Raw genomic sequence first — 19,034 nt, 5'->3', positions numbered from 1 at the left:
GGTGCTCGGGCGGCGCTTCGAGATCGTCGCGCGACGCCGGCCGGTGCACCTCGTCGTACCGGGGTCGGGCCTCGCCGAGGTGGTCGCGCCGTACGCCGCCGCCACCGGGCCCGGCGACCTCGCGCTGACGTCGGGGAGCGACCGGCTGGTCGCGCGGTACGACGGCAGCGCGGCGTGGCTCGAGGTGACCGCGGGCGGGCGGACGACCCGGCACCGCTCGCGCCGGTTCGCGACCTCCGGCCCGGTCCGCGAGGTCGGGCTGACGCTGACCGGGACGCACCTCACGGTGCTGACCCGCGGCCCGGGTCCGTGGACCGCGCGAGGTCGCTACGACCTGCGCGGCCGGATCGACACCCACGCCGAGGACTGGCTCGCCGGGCTGGTCGCCGACGCGCCGGTCGCCGGGCGGTTCGGACAGCTCGGTCTCCGGGACGTGCGCGTGGTCGACGGAGCTCCGGACGGGCGGATCGTCCTGTCCGCGACCAGCGCCGGCCCGGGGTTCTTCGACACCGCGCACACGTCGCTGTGGGAGGTCGAGCCGGACACGCTGACCCCGACCCACCTGTCCGACGTGTTCTTCCGGCGGCCCGACAAGCCCGGCGTGTACGGCGACCACGCGACCCACGTGCTGCGCGACGGCGACCGGTGGCTGGTGGCGACCAGCACCTGGGGCGACTTCGAGAAGAAGCAGCGGCCGGTCCGGGTGACGCTGGCGTCCACGACCGCCGACCTGCTCAGCGGCGTCCACGTGCTCGACACCGAGCCGCTCGCGCTCCCGACCGACACCTTGAGGTCCGTGGGCGTCTGGGACCCGCACCTGGCACGCACCGAGGACGGCTGGCTGGTCGGGTTCGTGAGCGCGACCCGGTACTTCCGCTTCCACCCCGCGCTCGCGGCCGGGCCGGCCCTCGACGCGCTGACCCTGCGCGCCTCCGGGAGCGGGACCGAGACCGAGGGCACCACGCTGGCGCACCTCGACGGTGCCTGGCGGGTGCTGGTCAGCGACAAGGTGGCGCAGCGCTTCCCGGTGCTCGACCTCGACCTGCACGAGACCGGCGCGCTCGATGCGCCGTACCCCACGAACATCCCGTGGCCGACGCTCGTGCCGGTCGGCGACTCGTGGCTGTGGGTGACGTTCAACGGCAGCCCCCGCGGTGGTCGGCTGCCGGGGTACGGGACCCACGGCGACCTGGTGTTCCTCCGCCCCGCGTCGGCGTCTACCGTGTGATGCAGGACACGGCGCCACCCCTGCCGTGTCCCCGCAGCGCCACTACCCGTGGCCGACAACACGAAAGCAGGACCATCCATGTCCGACGTATTCGACCTTGGCGCCGAGCACGAGCAGGTCGTCTTCGCCAACGACCCCGCCACCGGCCTCAAGGCGATCATCGCGATCCACTCCACCGCCCTCGGCCCGGCGCTCGGCGGGACCCGCTTCCACCCGTACGCCTCGACGGACGACGCGCTGCGCGACGTCCTCAACCTCTCCCGCGGGATGTCCTACAAGGCCGCGCTCGCCGGGCTCGACCTCGGCGGCGGCAAGGCCGTGATCATCGGCGACCCGACCACCGCGAAGTCCGAGCCGCTGCTGCGCGCCTACGGCCGCCACGTGCAGTCGCTCGGCGGTCGCTACTACACCGCCTGCGACGTGGGGACCTTCTCGGTCGACATGGACGACATCGCGCGCGAGTGCTCGTTCGTCACCGGCCGCACCGTGGCGCACGGCGGTGCCGGCGACAGCTCGGTGCTGACGGCGTACGGCGTGTTCCAGGGCATGCGCGCGGCCGCGACCGTCGAGTGGGGCAGCCCGTCGCTCGAGGGCCGCACCGTGGGCGTGGCCGGCGTGGGCAAGGTCGGCCACCACCTCGTGAAGCACCTGGTCGAGGTCGGCGCGACGGTGATCATCACGGACGTGAACTCGGCCGCCGTCGAGATGGTGCGCGAGGAGTTCCCGTCGGTCCGGGTCGTGGGGTCGACCGAGGAGCTGGTCGCCTCGCCGCTCGACGTCTACGCGCCGTGCGCGCTCGGTGGCGCGATCACCGACGAGGTCGTCGAGGTGCTGAGCGCGAAGATCATCTGCGGCGCGGCGAACAACCAGCTCGCGCACCCGGGCGTCGAGAAGGCGCTCGAGGAGCGCGGCATCCGGTACGCGCCGGACTACTGCGTGAACGCCGGCGGGCTGATCCAGGTCGCCGACGAGCTCGAGGGCTTCTCGTTCGACCGCGCGCAGCAGCGCGCGACCGGCATCTACGACACGACGCTGGGCGTGTTCGAGCTCGCCGCGTCGGACGGCGTACCGCCCGCCATCGCCGCCGACCGGCTCGCCGAGAGGCGGATGCGTGAGGTCGGGCGGCTGCGCGGGATGTGGCTCGACCGGGGGTGATCCGGGCGTGCGGGTTTCACCGGTCAGCCGGTGAAACCCGCACGACACGCCGATCGAGCACGGCGTGTCGCGTCGGTTTCACCGGTCAACCGGTGATTCCTGTGACGGGAGTGACGAGGGGTCAGTCGCGCCGGGAGTCGGTGTAGTCCGACCACTTCTCGAGCTCTTCCGGCTCGAGCTGGTCGGTGTCATCGCTCGGGCTCTGCCCGTGCAGCTCGTTGGCCAACGCCCCGAAGTCCGTCTCGTGAGTGCGGTACTTCAGGTCGCGGGCGACCTTGGTCTGCTTGGCTTTCGCTCGGCCGCGCCCCATAGGGTCAGCCCCCTCGCACGCTCGGCCGGGGCACTGTGGCTCCCGGGCTGTCTCAAAGAGTTCTCGTGGAGGCAACGCTACCTGTTGCCTGGCTGTTCCCGCACATCAGATCCGCCATCCGGCCCGAAACGAGCCCGAGATCACCACCCGGGGTGTTGTCCGACGAGCTCGACGCGGCCCTTCTGCTCCGGGTCGGCGGCCACCTCGCCGGCCACCCAGGCCCGGATCCCGTGCTCCCCGAGCACCCCGATCGCGGTGTCGACGTCCTCCGGGTCGGTCAGCGCGACCATGCCGACGCCGCAGTTCAGCGTGGCCTCCAGGTCGGGCTGCGAGATGCTCCCGGTACGACGGACGAGGTCGAAGACCGGCTGCGGGGTCCAGGTGCCGCGGTCGATGGTCGCGGCCAGCTCGACCGGCATCACCCGCTCGAGGTTCGCCGCGAGGCCGCCACCGGTCACGTGGGACATCGCGTGGGTGCGGGTGCGGTCGGCGAGCGCCAGGCAGGCCTTGGCGTAGATCCGGGTCGGCTCCAGGAGCTCCTCGCCGAGGGTGCGGCCGAGCTCGTCGACGTGCGCCTCCAGCGACAGGCCGGCCTTCTCGAGCAGCACGTGGCGCACCAGGGAGTAGCCGTTGGAGTGGAGGCCGGAGGCCTCCATGGCGATCACGACGTCACCGGGGCGGACCCGGCCCGGGCCGAGCAGCTTGTCGGCCTCGACCACGCCGGTGGTCGCGCCCGCGACGTCGTAGTCGTCCGGGCCGAGCAGGCCGGGGTGCTCGGCGGTCTCGCCGCCGATCAGCGCGCAGCCGGCGAGCACGCAGCCCTCGGCGATGCCCTTGACGATCGCGGCGATCTTCTCGGGGTCGACCCGGCCGGTCGCGATGTAGTCGGTCATGAACAGCGGCTCCGCGCCGCAGACCACCAGGTCGTCGACGACCATGCCGACCAGGTCGAACCCGATCGTGTCGTGGACGTCCATCGCCTGCGCGATCGCGACCTTGGTGCCGACGCCGTCGGTCGAGGTCGCCAGCAGCGGGCGGGTGTACTTCGTGAGCGCCGAGGCGTCGAAGAGGCCGGCGAAGCCGCCCAGCCCGCCGATCATCTCGGGCCGGCGGGCCTTGTCGATCCAGCCCTTCATCAGCTCGATCGCGGTGTCGGCCGCCTGGATGTTGACGCCGGCCTCGGCGTACGCGTTGCCGGCGGGGGACTCGTCGGACACGACGCTCCTAGGGGTTGTTGAGGACGGGCAGCGCTTCGCCGTACGACGGCGCCTGGATCGACGACTCGAGCAGGTGCTTGCCCAGCAGGCTCTCGTCGGGCAGCGAGATCGGGTACTCGCCCGTGAAGCAGGCCTTGCAGAGCCGCTCGGACGACTGGCCGGTGGCCTCGATCATGCCGTCCAGCGAGATGTAGCCGAGGCTGTCGGCGCCCACGCTGGCGGCGATCTCGTCGACGTCGAGACCGTTCGCGATCAGCTCGGCGCGGGTCGCGAAGTCGATGCCGTAGAAGCACGGCCACTTCACCGGCGGGCTCGAGATGCGGACGTGCACCTCGACCGCACCGGCCTCGCGCAGCATCCGCACCTGGGCGCGCTGGGTGTTGCCGCGCACGATCGAGTCGTCGACGACGACGATCCGCTTGCCGCGGATCATGTGCTCGAGCGCGTTGAGCTTCAACCGGATGCCGAGCTGGCGCAGGGTCTGGCTGGGCTGGATGAACGTGCGGCCGACGTAGGCGTTCTTCACGAAGCCCTGGCCGAACGGGATGCCGCTCTCGGCGGCGTACCCGGACGCGGCCGGCGTGCCCGACTCCGGGACCGGCATGACCAGGTCGGCGTCGACGGGGAACTCGCGGGCCAGCCGGCGGCCCATCTCGACGCGCGCCTCGTGGACGTTGCGGGCGCTGATGGTGGCGTCGGGGCGGGCGAGGTAGACGTACTCGAACACGCAGCCCTTCGGCTGGGCGTCGGCGAAGCGGTGCGAGCGCAGGCCGTTCTCGTCGATGACGATCATCTCGCCGGGCTCGACCTCGCGGACGACGCTCGCGCCGATCGTGGCGAGCGCGGCGTCCTCGCTGGCGACGACCCAGCCGCGGTCGAGGCGGCCGAGCACCAGCGGGCGGATGCCCTGCGGGTCGCGGGCGGCGTACAGCGTGTCCTCGTTCATCCAGACGAAGCTGAACGCGCCCTGCAGCTGCGGCAGCACCTCGAGCGCGCGCTGCTCCAGCGACGTGTCGGGGTGGTGGGCGAGCAGCGCGGTGACCAGGCTGGTGTCGTTCGTGGACTGCTCGACGGGCCGGGTGTGCAGCTCGAGCTCGTCGTCGGGGCCCGGCAGGTCCGTCACCATCTGGGACAGCTGGTGGGTGTTGATCAGGTTGCCGTTGTGGCCGAGGGCGATCGAGCCGTCCGCGGTCGGGCGGAACGTCGGCTGCGCGTTCTGCCAGGTGCTCGCCCCGGTGGTGGAGTAGCGCGTGTGGCCGATCGCGAGGTGGCCCTTCAGCGAGGCCAGCGTGGTCTCGTCGAAGACCTGCGAGACCAGGCCCATGTCCTTGTAGACGAGGATCTGGCGGCCGTTGCTGACCGCGATGCCCGCCGACTCCTGGCCGCGGTGCTGCAGCGCGTAGAGACCGAAGTAGGTGAGCTTGGCGACGTCCTCCCCGGGCGCCCAGACTCCGAAGACGCCGCAGGCGTCCTGGGGTCCTTGCTCGTGCGGGTCGAGGGCGGCCGTCAACCGGCCGTCGCCACCCTTGCGGGGGCTGCTCTGAAAGGGCACGACCCCCAGTCTAGATGCGGACTCCGGCGTGTCCTACTTGCCGTCCCACCCAGAGGGGTACCGGGGATGCTAAGACCATCGATCGATCCCCGTAGCATTGATCGACGGGACACGACAGACGAGGACAGATGGATCGGGAGATTGCTCCGGCGCCTCTGGAGACCAGCGCGCAAGCGACGTGGTCCGATGCCGCGTCCCGTGACGCCCTCCAGCTGATCGCCGACGGCGTCACCCGCGTCGCCGGCTTCGGGATCGCCGCGATCAGCGTCGTCCGGGGCGACCCCGGCTACCTCGAGGTGATGGCGGTCGCGGGCAGCGACGCCGCCCGCGAGGAGCTCAAGGGCCGGCACACCCCGATCGAGCAGCTCGCCCAGGAGATCGAGAAGGCCGACGACTGGGGCCTGCTCCGGTTCGTCCCCCACGAGCGCCTCGAGCCCGGGCTCGGCGAGACGTGGGGCTGGGTCCCCGACGTCGACCCGATCGACGATGCCCCCGACGCGTGGCACCCGATGGACCTGCTCATCGCGCCGCTGTACGACGACTCCGGCCGGATGCGCGGCACCCTGGCCATGGACCTGCCGGTCGACGGCCGCCGTCCCGGCGAAGCGCAGCGCGCGGTGCTCGACGCGTACGCCGAGCAGGCCCGCCAGGCCGTGATCGTCGCGCTGGAGCGCCAGGCCCTCGCCGACCAGGTGCGGATGGCCGAGGCGGCCCGCCGGATCGTGCGCAAGGCGACCGCCCAGCTCAGCCTGGAGCGGATCGTGGCCGACAGCCGCGAGGCGCTGATCGAGGGCTTCCGCGCCGCGGGCATGTGGCTGCAGACGTTCGACGACGTCGGGGGCCGCGGCGCGATCTACTCCGCCGACGGCTCGGTCATCGAGCTCACTCCGGAGCTGGTCTCGATCGCGGAGACCGCGGCCCGCCGGGCCTGGGAGTTCCAGGAGGCGTCCGTCGTGGCGCCGAACGTCCCGTTCGGCGAGTGGCTCACCGACGAGCAGGGCGAGATGATCCTGGCCTACCTCGGCGGCATCGGGATCGAGTCGATCCTGTTCACGCCGCTCGGCGCCGGTCCGCAGTGCCTGGGCAACCTGGTGCTGACCCGGGCCTTCGGCGCTCCCGACTGGTCCGAGGCCGAGGCCACGATGGCGCTCGACATCGGCCACGACCTCGGTCGCGCGATCCTCAACGCCCGCACGTTCGAGCGCGAGCACCAGCTGGTCGAGGAGCTCCAGGAGCTCGACGCCTACAAGAGCCAGCTGATCGCGACCGTCGCCCACGAGCTGAAGAACCCCCTCACCTCGGTGATGGGGCACCTCGAGATGCTCGAGTCGTCGCCCGACCTCAGCGGCACCACCAAGGGCTCGCTGCAGGTGATGGACCGCGGCGCCAAGCGGATGGTGCGCGTGATCGACGACCTGCTGCTGCTGTCCAAGGTCGGCGACCCGGAGAACCGGATCATCGCGGCCCCGGTCGACCTGCACCGCGTGGTCGACGACGTCATCGACCTGACCATGGTCGCGGCGCAGCAGAAGCGGCTCGACCTCAAGATCGACGTACCCGACCACGCGATCCTCGCCCTCGGCGACGCCGAGGAGATCGACCGGGTCTGCGCGAACCTCGTGAGCAACGCCGTGAAGTACACCCCGGCCGACGGCTCGGTCTCGATCAGCGTCGAGGTGGCCGGCGGGGAGCACCCCGACCAGGTCGTGCTGACGGTCGCGGACGCCGGCATCGGGATCTCGCAGGCCGACCTCGCCCACCTCGGCACGGAGTTCTTCCGCTCCTCGAACCCGGCCGCGGTCGCGCAGCCCGGGACCGGTCTCGGCCTCGCGATCGTGCGCCGCATCGTCGACCGGCACCACGGCCGGCTCGAGATCTCGTCCGAGCTCGGCAAGGGCAGCACCTTCCGCGTGTTCCTGCCGGCCGCCTGAGGTCGGACCCAGGACTGCCGCCGGGCGGGAGATCCGACGGACGCCCGGCGGCGGCCCCTAGACTTCGTGGGGTGACCGACGACGCCGACTTCGAGCGCCCGGTCCGCGGGTCACGGTGGTCGGACAGCCAGTCGCGGGCGGCCCTCCAGGCGATCGCCGAGGGCGTGGCGGAGATCGCCGGCTTCGACGTCGTCGGGATCGCGGCGGTGCGCGACGACGGCTACCTGCACCAGCTCGTGGTCGTCGGCCCCGAGGACGCCCGCGCGGCCCTGCTCGACAGCCTGGCGCCGGCCCAGCCGCTGCTCGACCAGCTCGAGGTCGCCGACGACTGGGGCCCGCTGAAGTTCGTGCCCCACGACCGGATGGTCCTCGACATCGACAAGTGGGGCTGGCGGTCCGACGCCCCCGGCGACGACGTCGACCCGGAAGCCTGGCACCCGGACAACCTCCTGGTCGCACCGTTGTACGACGACGCCGGGACCTTCATCGGAGTCCTCGGCATGGAGCTGCCGCGCGACGGGAGGGTGCCGAGCCCCGAGAAGCGCACCCTGCTCGCGGCGTACGCACGCCAGGCGACCAACGCCATCCGGGTCACGCTCGAGCGCGAGCGGCTCGCCGACCAGGTGCGGCTCGCGAGCGCTGCCGCCGAGATCGTCCGGATGGCCGCCGGCAGCGAGTCGGCCGACGAGGTCCTGATCAACTGCGGCCACGAGGTCGCGAAGGGCTTCCGCGCGGACTCCCTGTGGGTCCAGTTCCTCGGCCCCGACAAGCGCTGCGACGGGCCGCTGTACGTCGACGGCGGCGCGACCGTCCGGCTCCCGTTCGGCGTCCGGGCGCTGGTGACCGCCCACGCCCAGCGCGCGTGGGAGCGGCAGTGCGTCGCCGTGCTGGCGCCGGAGCGGCCGATGCCCGGCGCCCTGGCCGCCGACCAGGCCGAGACCGTGCTGGAGTTCCTCGCGAGCGTCGAGGTGGAGTCGTTGCTGTTCGTGCCGATCGGCTCCGGCGCCGACTGCGTCGGCGTGATGGGGCTGACCCGGGGCCCGCTCGGCGCGGAGTGGAGCGAGTACGAAGCCGCCGCGGCGCTCGACATCGCCCGCGACCTGGGCCGGTCGATGCGCGAGCACCAGCTGGTGCGCGAGCTGCGCGAGGTCGCGGAGTACCGCGAGCGGATGGTCGCGACCGTCGCGCACGACCTGAAGAACCCGGTCAGCGCGGTCCTCGGGTACGCCGAGATCCTGGCCGGCGACCCCGACCTCAGCGACAAGGCCCGGACGGCCGTGGCCGCGATCGAGCGCGGCGGTGAGCGGCTCGCGCGGGTCGTCGACGACCTGCTCGCGCTGCACAGCGCCACCGACTCCGATCCGCTCCTCGACCCCGGGCCGGTCGACCTCGGCCGGCTGGCGGGCGAGCTCGTCGAGCTCAACGAGCCGGCCGCGACCGCCCGGGGCGTCACGTTGCGGATGGACCAGCCCGGCGAACCGGTCGTCGCCCGCGGGGACGCCGGAGAGCTCGACCACCTGGTCACGAACCTGGTGAGCAACGCCGTGAAGTACACCGAGACGGGCGGCAGCGTGGCCGTGCGGGTCGCCGCGGTGGGCGACGAGGTCGTGCTGACCGTGACCGACGACGGCATCGGGATCTCCGCCGAGGACCAGGCCAAGGTCTTCGACGAGTTCTTCCGCTCCGCCGACCCGCTGGCCACCGCGCAGCCGGGCACCGGGCTGGGCCTGGCCATCGTGCTGCGCGTCGTGCACCGCCACGACGGCCGGATCGAGGTCGAGTCCGAACCGGGTCGGGGCAGCACGTTCCGCGTGTTCCTGCCGCTGGCCTGACCTACATCCGGCGCTCGCCCTCGGCGGTGGTGACCTCGTCGTCGGGGCGCGGTTCGCCGACGCACACCGAGCAGGGGTTGAACCCGGTCCCGTTGCGGTGCGAGGCGCAGGCCTTGCCGACGTTGATGCCGCAGCCGCACCTCGGTCCGGTGCGCCTAACCGAGAGACACCGTCACACCGGCTCGACGAGCCGGTGTGACACCTTCACGGCCTCAGCCGAGGTTGCGGAGGAGCAGCGCCTCGGCGAGCACGACCTTCTCGAACTCGGCGAGGTGCAGGCCCTCGTTGGCGCCGTGCGCGCGGGTGTCCGGGTCCTCGACGCCGGTGACCAGCACGCTCGCCTGCGGGAACGCCTCGAGGAACTCGGCGATGAACGGGATCGAGCCGCCGACGCCCATGTCGACCGGCTCGGTGCCGTCCCAGGCCTCGGTGAACGCGGCGCGCGCGGCGTCGTACGCCGGACCCGTCGCGTCGATCTGGGTGGCCTCGCCGGTGTCGACCACGGTGTGCGTGAGGGTCGCACCCCACGGGACGTTGGCCTCGAGGTGGCGGAGCAGGCAGGCGAGCGCGTTCTCGGTCGTGTCGCCGGGGGCGATGCGCATCGAGATGCGGGCCTTGGCGGCCGGGACCAGCGTGTTGCTCGCGCCGGCGACCTTCGGGGCGTCGAGGCCGGTGATGCTCAGCGACGGCTTGGTCCAGAGGCGCTCGACGCTGGAGCCGGTGCCGATCCACTCGATGCCGGGCGCGGCGCCGGACTCGGCGCGCAGCCGCTCCTCGGGGTACTCGACGTCGGCGGCCGGGCCGGAGTGCAGCCCGGCGACGGCGACGTCGCCGTTGTCGTCGTGCAGCGTCGAGATCACCCGGGCGAGCGTCATCAGCGCGTCGGGGACCAGGCCGCCCCACATGCCGGAGTGCACGGCGTGGGTCAGCGTGCGGACCTCGACGTCGACGCGGACCAGGCCGCGCAGGCTCGTGGTGAGCGCGGGGACGCCGATGTCCCAGTTGCCGGAGTCGGCGATCACGATCACGTCGGCCTCGAGGCGCTGCTGGTACTTCTCGAGGAGCTCGACCAGCGTGTCGGAGCCGACCTCCTCCTCGCCCTCGATGAACAGCCGGACCGTGACGGGCAGGTCGTCGCCGTACACGCGCAGCGCGCCGACGTGCGCCATGATCCCGGCCTTGTCGTCGGCGGCGCCGCGGCCGTAGAGGCGGCCGTCGCGCTCGGTGGGCTCCCACGGCGGGGAGTCCCAGTCGGCGTGGTCGTTCTCGGGCTGCACGTCGTGGTGGGCGTAGAGCAGCACGGTCGGAGCGCCCTCCGGGCCCTTCTTCTCGCCGATGACCGCCGGCGGGGCGCCGTCGTACGCACGGACGATCTCGACCTCGACGCCCTCGGCGGCGAACAGGTCGGCGGTGCGCTGGGCGCTGACCTCGACCTCGCTGAGCCGCTCCGGGTCCGCGCTGACGGACTGGATGCGGACGAGGTCCTCGAGATCCGTGCGGATGCCGGGGAGGACTGCCTGGACCTGGGCGCGGATGTCCGTCATGCGGACAACCTAAGTCGTGGCGATCGTCCCTGACGAATGGGGGCCGTCCCCGGCCGGAGAAGGCCTGGTTCGTCAGGGACTGTCGTGGGGAGGGGGTAGTCCCTGACGATTCCGGGCTCGACGAGCACCCGAGACCCCCGAACCGTCAGGGAGTATCCGAGAGGAGCGGCAGGTGGGGCGAGAGATCGGCCCGTTCGCCGCTCGCGCGGACCCGGCCCGACGACTCGGCGTCCGCCCAGGCGAGCTCGCCGGTGGCGAGGGCGATCCAGGTGGCGGCGTCCATCTCGACGACCGCGGGCGGGGTGCCGCGGGTGTGCCGGACCCCGGGGATCACCTGGACGGCGGCGTACGGCGGGACGCGCACCTCGACGGAGTGGCCGGGGGCGCGGTCCTCGAGGACCGCGAGGTAGTGCTTGGTGAGGAAGCGGACGTCGCCGCTCCCGGTCGCCGCCGCCACCTGCTCGGGCGTGGCGATCCGCAGCCGGGCGGGCATCAGTCGTCGTCCCCCGCCTTCGGCCCGAGGCCCGTGTCCGGATAGGGCTGCAGCACCGAGAAGAGCAGGTAGGTGCGCCGGCCGTCGTCGCTGCCGCGGGTCCGCTCGTTCCAGCGGGTGAGGACCTCGTCGAGCTCGCCGGCCATCTCGATCGCCTCGTCCCTGGTCAGCCGGATCGCGGTCTCGTTGACGGTGCGCAGGATGTCGGGCTCGCGGTCGTCGCCGTACGCCGCGTCGACCACGAGGTGCCCCCAGCTCGCGGCGTGCTGCCGGAAGACCGCCGACGCGGCCTTCCCGCCCGGCTCCTTCTCGAGGTCGGAGAGGTTCACCGAGACGCCGTCCGGGGAGACGGGGCGCCAGACCCGGTCGCGCTTGTCGCGCGCGGCGTCGGGGTCCTCCTCGACCAGGCCGTACTTCGCCAGCTGGCGCAGGTGGAAGCTCATCTGGTTGGCCGGCAGGTCCAGCTCGCGGGCCAGGTCGGCGGCGCGCATCGGGCCGGTGGCGGTGAGCTCGGTGAGGATCCGGTTGCGGACCGGGTGGGCGATCGCGCGCAGCATCTTGGGGTCGTGGACCGCCTGGCTCCGGCTCGGGTAGGGCATGCCCCGATGCTAGCGGAAGTTGCGCACGAACTATTGCGCACCATTGCTTGCGCACTATAAGTTGCGGATATGCCCTCGTACCGGTCGCTCGCCAAGAACCACGACTTCACCGCGCTCTGGATCGGCCAGACGATCAGCGAGATCGGCAGCCGGATGACGATGTTCGTCTTCCCGCTGGTGACCTACGCGTTGACCGGTTCGGCCATGCTCGCCGCGGCGTCCGAGGCGCTGCACCTGCTCGGGCTGGCCGGGGCGCTGCTCCCGGCGGGCGTGCTGGCGGACCGGTTCGACCGGCGCCGGATCATGCGGCTCGCCAGCGGCAGCGGCGTGCTGCTCTACGCGTCGCTCGCGATCGCGGGCATCGCGGGCGAGCTCACGATCCCGCACCTCTTCGTCGTCGCGCTGCTGACCGGCGTGGGCGCCGGGATGTTCGCCCCGGCCGAGATCTCGGCCGTGCGCACCGTCGTACCCGCCGACGAGCTGCCCACGGCGCTGAGCCAGAACCAGGCCCGCCTGCACGTCGCCTCGCTGATCAGCGCCCCGCTCGGCGGCGTGCTGTTCAGCATCACCAAGTGGCTGCCGTTCGCCGCCGACGCGGTGTCGTTCGCGGTGTCCTGGGTGATGCTCGGCCGGATCCGCACCGACCTGTCCCCCACGCCGTACGACGGGACTCGGCGACGCCCCGCGCACGAGCTCGCCGAGGGCGTGCGGTTCGTGTGGTCGCGCCCGTTCTTCCGGGTGCTCACCGTGTGGGGCGCGCTGACCAACCTCACCGTGAACGCACTGTTCTTCGTCGCGGTGCTGCGGCTGATCGAGGGCGGCTTCGACGCCCTGCACATCGGCCTGGTGGAGGCGGTCGCCGGTCTCGCCGGCATCATCGGCGCGGTGCTCGCGCCGTGGATCATCGAGCGGACCGCCACCGGGCACCTCACGGTCGCGATCGCGTGGAGCTTCGTGCCGCTGGTGGTCCCGATGGCGTTCTGGAACGAGCCGCTCGTGGTCGCCGCCGCCCTCGGACTCGGGATGCTGCTCAACCCGGCCGGCAACGCCGGCATCAGCTCCTACCGGATCGCGGTCACCCCGCCCGAGCTGATCGGCCGGGTGCAGTCGACCTCGCAGTTCGCCTCGATGAGCGTGCTGCCCCTGTCGCCGGTCATCGCGGGACTGCTGCTCTCCGAGCTGGGCGGCAGCGCCGCGATCCTGGTGCTGGGCGGGCTGACCGCGATGGTCGCCTGCATCCCGACGTTCTCCCGCTCCGTCCGCTCGGTGCCGAAGCCCGCGCTGTGGCACGCGACTTCGGCCACACCCCTCAGGGTGAGGGACGACGCGCCGATGGTGACCTCATGACGACTGCCACGCCCACGACTGCCTCCTGGCTGCCGCGAGGCGCGCAGCTCTCCGAAGCCGAGTTCCGCACCCGGCACTGGGCGCTCAGCCTGGTGCTGATGGCGCACCTGCCGCTGCTCGGCGCGCTCGCGCTGTGGTGGCAGCCGGAGGGTGGCCTGTCCGCCGCCGACGGCTGCGGCTGCGGCTGGGTGCCGATCGCCGGGATGGCCGCGATCGTCGGCCTGCTCGTCGTGGGCTGGGTCGCCAAGAGCCAGGTCGTGCGGGCCGCTGCGGTGAGCGCCGGCCTGATCCTGACGTCGTGCGTGCTCGTGCACATCTCCGGTGGCATGACCGACCTGCACCTGCACTTCTTCGTCACCGTCGCCCTGGTCGCGCTGTACCAGATGTGGACGCCGTTCCTGCTGGCCATCGTCATCGTCGCCGTGCACCACATCGGGATGAGCCTGGTCGACCCCACCATGGTCTTCTCCGACCCCCGCGCCCAGGAGAACCCGATCCCGTGGGCGCTCCTGCACGCCGTGCTGCTGCTCGCCGAGTGCGGCGCGCTCGCGGTCAGCTGGAAGTTCACCGAGTCCGCCGAGCGGGCCCGGCAGGCCGAGCAGGCCGAGGCCGAGCTGATCCGCGTGCAGCGCCTCGAGGCGCAGGAGGCGCTCGCCGAGGAGCAGCGTGCCGCTGCCGACCGCGCGCAGGCCGAGCTGGTTGCCCGCGAGGAGCGGGCCGCCGACGTCAACCGCCGTCTCGACGCCCTCAACACCGCCGGCGAGACCCTGCGGATCGCGGTCGAGGAGTCCGAGACCGTCATGGCCACCCTGGTCAACGCCGCCGCCGAGATCGGTACGACGGCCGCCGGCGCGACCGTGTCCGTCGCGGCCGCCTCGGTCAACGTCGCCGACTCCAACGAGATGATGCGTCGGCTCGAGGGCTCGGCCGCGCAGATCGCGGACATCGCGCGCACCATCACCGGCATCGCCGAGCAGACCAACCTGCTCGCCCTGAACGCGACCATCGAGGCCGCCCGCGCCGGGGAGGCCGGTCGCGGCTTCGCCGTCGTCGCCGGCGAGGTCAAGGAGCTCGCGGGCGAGACCGCGCGCGCCACGCTGATGATCGAAGGCGTGGTCACCGAGGTCCGCACCGGCACCCGCGACGTGCTCGCCAGCGCCGAGAAGATCGAGGCCGTGGTGGCCGAGGTCGCCCGCGCGCAGACCAGCATCTCGGAGTCCGCCGCGGCGCAGATGAGCGCCGCCGACACCGCCCGCGAGGCGATCCGCGACGTGGCCCGCACGACCGAGCAGATGACCGCCGAGGTCGCCCAGCTCGCGACCACCGAGGACTAGTCAGCTCCTGCTGAAGCGCTCGGCCGCCGCCGCGAGCACGTCCCGCAGCTCGGGCGGACCCTCGACGGTGAAGTCCGCGTCCAGCCGGGCCAGCACCATCACCGGCCAGTCCAGCGAGTCGGTCGGCATGTGCACCCGGCAGCCGTCGCCGTCCGCGGTCACGGTCGCCCAGCGGCCGATGTCCGCCTCGACGACGTCGGCGGGCAGCGCGATGCGCAGGCGTACGTCGTACCGCTGCGCCATCGAGCGGATCCCCGCCGCCACGAACGCCGCGGCGTCGCCGCCCGGGAGGTCGCGGGGCCGGACCCGCTGGCCGGTGGTGCGCACGTCGGTGACCCGGTCGACGCGGAACGAGCGCCAGTCCTGGCGGTCCCGGTCGTAGCCGACGAGGTACCAGCGGCGGCCTGCCGAGACCAGGCGGTGCGGCTCGACCCGGCGGCTCGAGGCCGTCGCGTCGCGAGCCGTGTAGTCGAACGTGACCGGCTCGTCGTCGCGGCAGGCCTGCGCGAGCATGGTCAGCGTGCCGGCGTCGATGGTCGGCCCGCCGCTCCAGGGCAGGCTCTCGGTCTGCGAGCGCAGCGCGTCCATCTGCCGGCGCAGCCGCGGGGGCATCAGCGCGATGACCTTGGTCAGCGCCTGCAGCGAGGTGTCCTCACCGCCCGAGGCCGAGGCGCGCAGCGCGGTCGCGATCGCGACCGCCTCCTCGTCCTCGAGCAGCAGCGGCGGCAGCGCCGCCCCGGCGCGCAGCTGGTAGCCGCCCGACACGCCCCGCACCGCGTCGACGGCGTACCCGAGCTCGCGGAGCCGGTCGATGTCGCGGCGCAGCGTGCGCGGGCTGACGTCGAGCCGCTCCGACAGCTCGCCGCCGGGCCAGTAGCGGTGGGTCTGCAGCAGCGAGAGCAGCCGCAACATCCGGGCGCTGGTGTTCATGCCGTACGACGGTAGTGGTCCCAGCGGTCAGGATGTGACCTCAATGCCGAACCACTAGATTGCCGCCGTGGCCCACTCGCTCGACACGCTGCAGGCGGAGGCCGTCGCCGAGACGGTCCGCCGGCTGCGCGACCGGATCGCGGAGCGCTTCCCCGAGCGCGGCCTGGTGCGGGTCGCCGACGAGCTGCTCGACCTGGTGGGGCGGGTCAAGGACGACGCGTCGACCGTCCGCGGCCGGATCCACACCGCCCGCGTGGTCTCGCGCGTGCTGATCGCGGCGATCGCGGTCGGCACCGCCGTAGCGCTGTGGCTCGCCGTGGACGCGGCGCGCGGCGACGCGGGGCCGGACGGCCTGGACTGGCTGCCGCTGATCGAGACCACGATCAACGACCTGGTGTTCGCGGCGATCGCGGTGTTCTTCCTCTACACGTTCCCCGAGCGGCTGCTGCGCGGCGACCTGCTCACGCTGCTGCACCGGCTACGCTCGCTCGCGCACATCATCGACATGCACCAGTTCTCGAAGGACCCCGAGCGGCTGCGCCCCGGCTTCCAGCCGACCGAGGCGAGCAAGGTGGTCGAGCTGAACCGCGACCAGATGGAGCGCTACCTCAACTACTGCTCCGAGCTGCTCAGCCTGGTCGGCAAGGCCGCCGCGCTGTGCGCCGAGGAGTCGCGCGACTCGGTCGTGCTCGAGACCGTGCGCTCCATCGAGGAGCTGACGCTCGGGATGTCGCGCAAGATCTGGCAGAAGATCTCGGTGCTCAGCAGCTGAGGTTGCGGCGCCGGGGCTGCGTTGCGTCGTCGGGGCTGCGTTGCGTCGTCGGAGCTGCGTTGCGTCGTCGCAGTTTCACCATGTGATGCAGGCGAACCTGCACTTCCCATGGCGTGCAGACCGTGGGAAGTGCAGGTTCATCACCTTCACATGGTGAAACTGCGACGCGGCTCAGCCGGCAGCAGCGGCACACCGGCGAGCCACCAGGACCGCGTCGGTCACCGTGTGGGTCTCGTCGTGGCGCGACTCGGTCCGCTGCGGCGCCTCGGCGCGTACGTCGAACCGCTCCGGGTCGACCGCGGGGGCGAGCTCCTCGGCGGTGAACATGACGCCCGGCATCGACCAGCGCAGGCCGGTGTGCTCGTCGTCGGGGTGGTGGCCGGCCACGAGCAGGGTGCCGCCGGGGGCGACCGCCCCGGCCATCTGGCGCGTGGCGTCGAGCATCCCGTGGTCGAGCAGATGCAGGAAGCAGGAGGTGACCAGGTCCCACTGCTCCCCCTCCGGGGTCCAGGTCCGCAGGTCGGCCTGGCGGAACTCGATCCGGTCGGCGACGCCGCGCTCGGCGGCGTGCTCGGCCGCCTTGCGCAAGCCCGCCTCGGAGAAGTCGATCGCGGTCACCTGCCAGCCGCGCTCGGCCAGCCAGATCGCGTCCCCGCCCTCGCCGCAGCCCAGGTCGACGGCCCTTCCGGGCTCGAGGTCGCTCGCCTCGGCGACCAGGACCGCGTTCGGCCGGCCGCTCCAGGTGCGCCCGTCGCCGGCGTACCGCTCGTCCCAGGACGACTGCTCGAAGTGCTCGCGGGTGATCTCGTGGTGGCTCATGCTCCGAGTATGGGAAGGCTTGTCGCCGATCGACAACATCCGTTGCTGATCTGGCAAACTCGACCCATGACCGACGAGCTCGCCCAGGTAGGCCCGCGGCTCCGCGCGCTGCGGCAGGAGCGCGGCGTCACCCTGCGCGACCTCGCCGACGAGACCGGCATCTCCGTCAGCACCCTGTCGCGGCTCGAGTCCGGCCAGCGCCGCCCGACGCTCGAGCAGCTGCTGCCGCTCGCCCGGGCGCACCAGGTCTCGCTCGACGAGCTCGTCGACGCGCCCGCGACCGGGGACCCGCGGGTCCAGATGCGCCCGATCCGGCGGCACGGTCGCACCTACCTCCCCCTCACCCGCCGCCCCGGCGGGATCCAGGCCTACAAGATCGTGTTCCCGTCGAGACCCGACGACCTGCCGACGCTCTCGACCCACGAGGGCTACGAGTGGACCCACGTGCTGTCCGGCCGGCTCCGGCTGGTCCTCGGCGACCGGGACCTCGACCTCGGGCCGGGCGAGACCGTCGAGTTCGACACCCGCGTGCCGCACTGGCTCGGCAACACCGGCGCGGTCCCCTGCGAGGTGCTCGCGCTGTTCGGGCCCCAGGGGGAGCGGATGCACGTGCGCTGAGAGAATCGGGCCGTGACGCAGTACGACGGCGACCGGCTCGCCTCCTGGCTCGACGGACTCGGCCTCGCCGACCAGCTCGCCGAGGCGGGGCTGCCGACGTTCACCCGCGACGCCGACGGGCACGCCGTCTGGTCCGAGCCGGACCGGCTCGAGGAGCTCGACACCCTCCTGCACTCCGTGGGCGACGACCCCGAGCACGCCGTCCCGGTCGGCCTGGTCGTGCTGGCCCGCCAGGCGCGACTGCGGACCGAGCTGCAGGCCAGTCCTTGGCACACCTACGAGACCCTCGCCGAGGTGCGCGGCGCGTCGACCGAGGCGACCCGCTTCGCGGTGCACAAGGCGGCCTCGGAGCACCGGCTGCTCGTCGTGCCCCTCGAGGAGCGGAGCATCGTCCCCGCCTTCCAGCTCGGCGCCGACGGCGAGCTGCGACCCGAGCTCGCGCCGGTCCTCGCCCCGCTGCTCGCGGGCCGGATGGATCCCTGGCGCGCGTGGGTCTGGCTGACGCAGCCGGCCGCCCTCACCCTCGGCCAGGCGCCGGAGCAGCTGGCCACCACCGACCCGGAGCTGGTCCGGATCGCGGCCGAGCGGCTCGCCGAGCGCTTCTAGGGCTGGCCCGGACGGCAGCTCGTCCGGCGCACCCGGACACAGGCGGCCCGCAGGTCACCGAGCGCTAGAGCGAGTCGAGGATCGCCAGCGTCGCCGCCCACGCCTCGGAGTCCGGGTCGACGACCGCGAAGTGGTCGCCGGCCACCTCGACCAGGGTCGCGTCCCCGGCGGCGACGTACGCCTGGGACTGCCCGATCGGCACGATGTCGTCGTCGCGGCCGTGCACGCACCAGACCGGTACGCCGATCGGCAGCATCCGGATCGGGTCGACGGCATCGTCCGCGTCGCCGGGCGGGTGACCGAGGAACCGCTCCACCGCACCGCCGCCGAGCCCAGCCGCATGGGCGGTGCGCAGGTCGAGCACACCGGCCTGCGACACCACGTGGGTCAGCCCGCCGCCCGCGGCGGCCCAGGTGGCGAGGTGGCCGCCGGCCGAGTGGCCGATCCCCACGACGAGCGGGCCCCCTGGCGCGGCGTCGATCGCCGCCCGCACGTCGGCGAGCGTGTCGGCGGCGCCGGAGCCGCGGCGGTACTCGACGACCCACGTCGTCCAGCCACGCTCGACGAGCGAGTCGACCAGCGGCAGCGCGTACTCGACGCCGTACTCCGGCTTCCAGAACCCGCCGTGCACCAGCACCACGACGCCGCGGACCTCGCCCGGAGCCCGGGCGAGGAGACCGAACTGCGACGGGTGGTCGCCGTAGTGGATCCGTCGCACCGCGCCAGCGTGGCCGACCCTGCAAGGAT

Annotated in this window: 18 protein-coding genes; 9 read left to right on the top strand and 9 right to left on the bottom strand. The window is 72.8% G+C overall.

All coding sequences use genetic code 11. The features are described from left to right. Position 1: 1 nt before the first annotated feature. Complete coding sequence (locus MJ604_RS16985; RefSeq protein ID WP_243059689.1) at positions 2-1,228, top strand: hypothetical protein; 1,227 nt, start codon at positions 2-4, stop codon at positions 1,226-1,228. A 78-nt stretch (positions 1,229-1,306) separates the two neighbouring features. Beyond that, positions 1,307-2,383: a Glu/Leu/Phe/Val dehydrogenase dimerization domain-containing protein gene (locus tag MJ604_RS16980; RefSeq protein WP_243059688.1), complete on the top strand. Its 1,077-nt coding sequence runs from the start codon at positions 1,307-1,309 to the stop codon at positions 2,381-2,383. 121 nt (positions 2,384-2,504) lie between these two features. On the opposite strand, the gene MJ604_RS16975 is transcribed toward MJ604_RS16980, so the two are convergent. From MJ604_RS16975 to purF, 3 genes are all read right to left on the bottom strand, one after another. Continuing rightward, the gene (locus MJ604_RS16975) at positions 2,505-2,693 is read right to left on the bottom strand and encodes a DUF3073 domain-containing protein (protein WP_243059687.1); all 189 of its coding nucleotides are present in this window, start codon (positions 2,691-2,693) and stop codon (positions 2,505-2,507) included. Positions 2,694-2,833: 140 nt separating this feature from the next. Beyond that, positions 2,834-3,910 carry a phosphoribosylformylglycinamidine cyclo-ligase gene (purM, locus tag MJ604_RS16970; RefSeq protein ID WP_243059686.1) on the bottom strand — a complete coding sequence of 359 codons (1,077 nt, stop codon included), beginning with the start codon at positions 3,908-3,910 and terminating at the stop codon, positions 2,834-2,836. Positions 3,911-3,917: 7 nt separating this feature from the next. Beyond that, positions 3,918-5,462: an amidophosphoribosyltransferase gene (gene purF, locus MJ604_RS16965; RefSeq protein ID WP_243059685.1), complete on the bottom strand. Its 1,545-nt coding sequence runs from the start codon at positions 5,460-5,462 to the stop codon at positions 3,918-3,920. A 128-nt stretch (positions 5,463-5,590) separates the two neighbouring features. Here purF and MJ604_RS16960 point away from each other — a divergent pair, with 128 nt between their 5' ends. Beyond that, complete coding sequence (locus tag MJ604_RS16960) at positions 5,591-7,393, top strand: cell wall metabolism sensor histidine kinase WalK (RefSeq protein WP_243059684.1); 1,803 nt, start codon at positions 5,591-5,593, stop codon at positions 7,391-7,393. Between the two features lie 71 nt (positions 7,394-7,464). Beyond that, the gene (locus MJ604_RS24335) at positions 7,465-9,225 is read left to right on the top strand and encodes a cell wall metabolism sensor histidine kinase WalK (RefSeq protein ID WP_243059683.1); all 1,761 of its coding nucleotides are present in this window, start codon (positions 7,465-7,467) and stop codon (positions 9,223-9,225) included. Between the two features lie 212 nt (positions 9,226-9,437). Here the strand turns inward: MJ604_RS24335 and MJ604_RS16950 are convergent, their stop codons facing one another. The 3 genes from MJ604_RS16950 to MJ604_RS16940 form a co-directional block, all read right to left on the bottom strand. Continuing rightward, entirely contained in the window at positions 9,438-10,769 is a 1,332-nt protein-coding gene (locus MJ604_RS16950; RefSeq protein ID WP_243059682.1) for a dipeptidase, read from the bottom strand. Positions 10,770-10,914: 145 nt separating this feature from the next. Continuing rightward, a complete protein-coding gene (locus MJ604_RS16945) occupies positions 10,915-11,262 on the bottom strand; it encodes a sterol carrier family protein (protein ID WP_243059681.1) in 348 nt (115 codons plus the stop codon). Next, entirely contained in the window at positions 11,262-11,861 is a 600-nt protein-coding gene (locus tag MJ604_RS16940; RefSeq protein WP_243059680.1) for a helix-turn-helix domain-containing protein, read from the bottom strand. The genes MJ604_RS16945 and MJ604_RS16940 overlap by 1 nt, the downstream gene beginning before the upstream one ends. Positions 11,862-11,930: 69 nt before the next feature. Between MJ604_RS16940 and MJ604_RS16935 the strand changes: the two genes are divergently transcribed. Beyond that, positions 11,931-13,208 carry an MFS transporter gene (locus MJ604_RS16935; protein WP_243059679.1) on the top strand — a complete coding sequence of 426 codons (1,278 nt, stop codon included), beginning with the start codon at positions 11,931-11,933 and terminating at the stop codon, positions 13,206-13,208. Continuing rightward, positions 13,205-14,542, top strand: a complete 1,338-nt coding sequence (locus tag MJ604_RS16930) for a methyl-accepting chemotaxis protein (protein WP_243059678.1) — start codon at positions 13,205-13,207, stop codon at positions 14,540-14,542. Before MJ604_RS16935 ends, MJ604_RS16930 begins: the two co-directional genes overlap by 4 nt. Here MJ604_RS16930 and MJ604_RS16925 read toward each other — a convergent pair whose 3' ends face one another. Continuing rightward, positions 14,543-15,472 (bottom strand): YafY family protein, encoded by a 930-nt coding sequence (locus MJ604_RS16925; RefSeq protein WP_243059677.1) that lies wholly within the window; start codon positions 15,470-15,472, stop codon positions 14,543-14,545. It lies immediately after the preceding gene. A 67-nt stretch (positions 15,473-15,539) separates the two neighbouring features. Between MJ604_RS16925 and MJ604_RS16920 the strand changes: the two genes are divergently transcribed. Next, positions 15,540-16,244, top strand: a complete 705-nt coding sequence (locus MJ604_RS16920) for a hypothetical protein (protein ID WP_243059676.1) — start codon at positions 15,540-15,542, stop codon at positions 16,242-16,244. A gap of 171 nt (positions 16,245-16,415) precedes the next feature. Here MJ604_RS16920 and MJ604_RS16915 read toward each other — a convergent pair whose 3' ends face one another. Beyond that, the gene (locus MJ604_RS16915; RefSeq protein ID WP_243059675.1) at positions 16,416-17,063 is read right to left on the bottom strand and encodes a cyclopropane-fatty-acyl-phospholipid synthase family protein; all 648 of its coding nucleotides are present in this window, start codon (positions 17,061-17,063) and stop codon (positions 16,416-16,418) included. Between the two features lie 66 nt (positions 17,064-17,129). Between MJ604_RS16915 and MJ604_RS16910 the strand changes: the two genes are divergently transcribed. Continuing rightward, on the top strand, positions 17,130-17,681 hold the full coding sequence (locus MJ604_RS16910) for a helix-turn-helix domain-containing protein (protein WP_243059674.1): 552 nt from the start codon (positions 17,130-17,132) through the stop codon (positions 17,679-17,681). A gap of 12 nt (positions 17,682-17,693) precedes the next feature. Beyond that, the gene (locus tag MJ604_RS16905; protein WP_243059673.1) at positions 17,694-18,287 is read left to right on the top strand and encodes a hypothetical protein; all 594 of its coding nucleotides are present in this window, start codon (positions 17,694-17,696) and stop codon (positions 18,285-18,287) included. Positions 18,288-18,351: 64 nt separating this feature from the next. On the opposite strand, the gene MJ604_RS16900 is transcribed toward MJ604_RS16905, so the two are convergent. Further along, on the bottom strand, positions 18,352-19,005 hold the full coding sequence (locus tag MJ604_RS16900; protein ID WP_243059672.1) for a S9 family peptidase: 654 nt from the start codon (positions 19,003-19,005) through the stop codon (positions 18,352-18,354). Positions 19,006-19,034 lie beyond the last annotated feature (29 nt).

The sequence above is a fragment of the Nocardioides sp. SR21 genome, assembly GCF_022761125.1.
Taxonomy (GTDB): domain Bacteria; phylum Actinomycetota; class Actinomycetes; order Propionibacteriales; family Nocardioidaceae; genus Nocardioides.
Note: the sequence above shows the minus strand (reverse complement) of the source record. Positions and strands in the feature narration are given on the sequence as shown.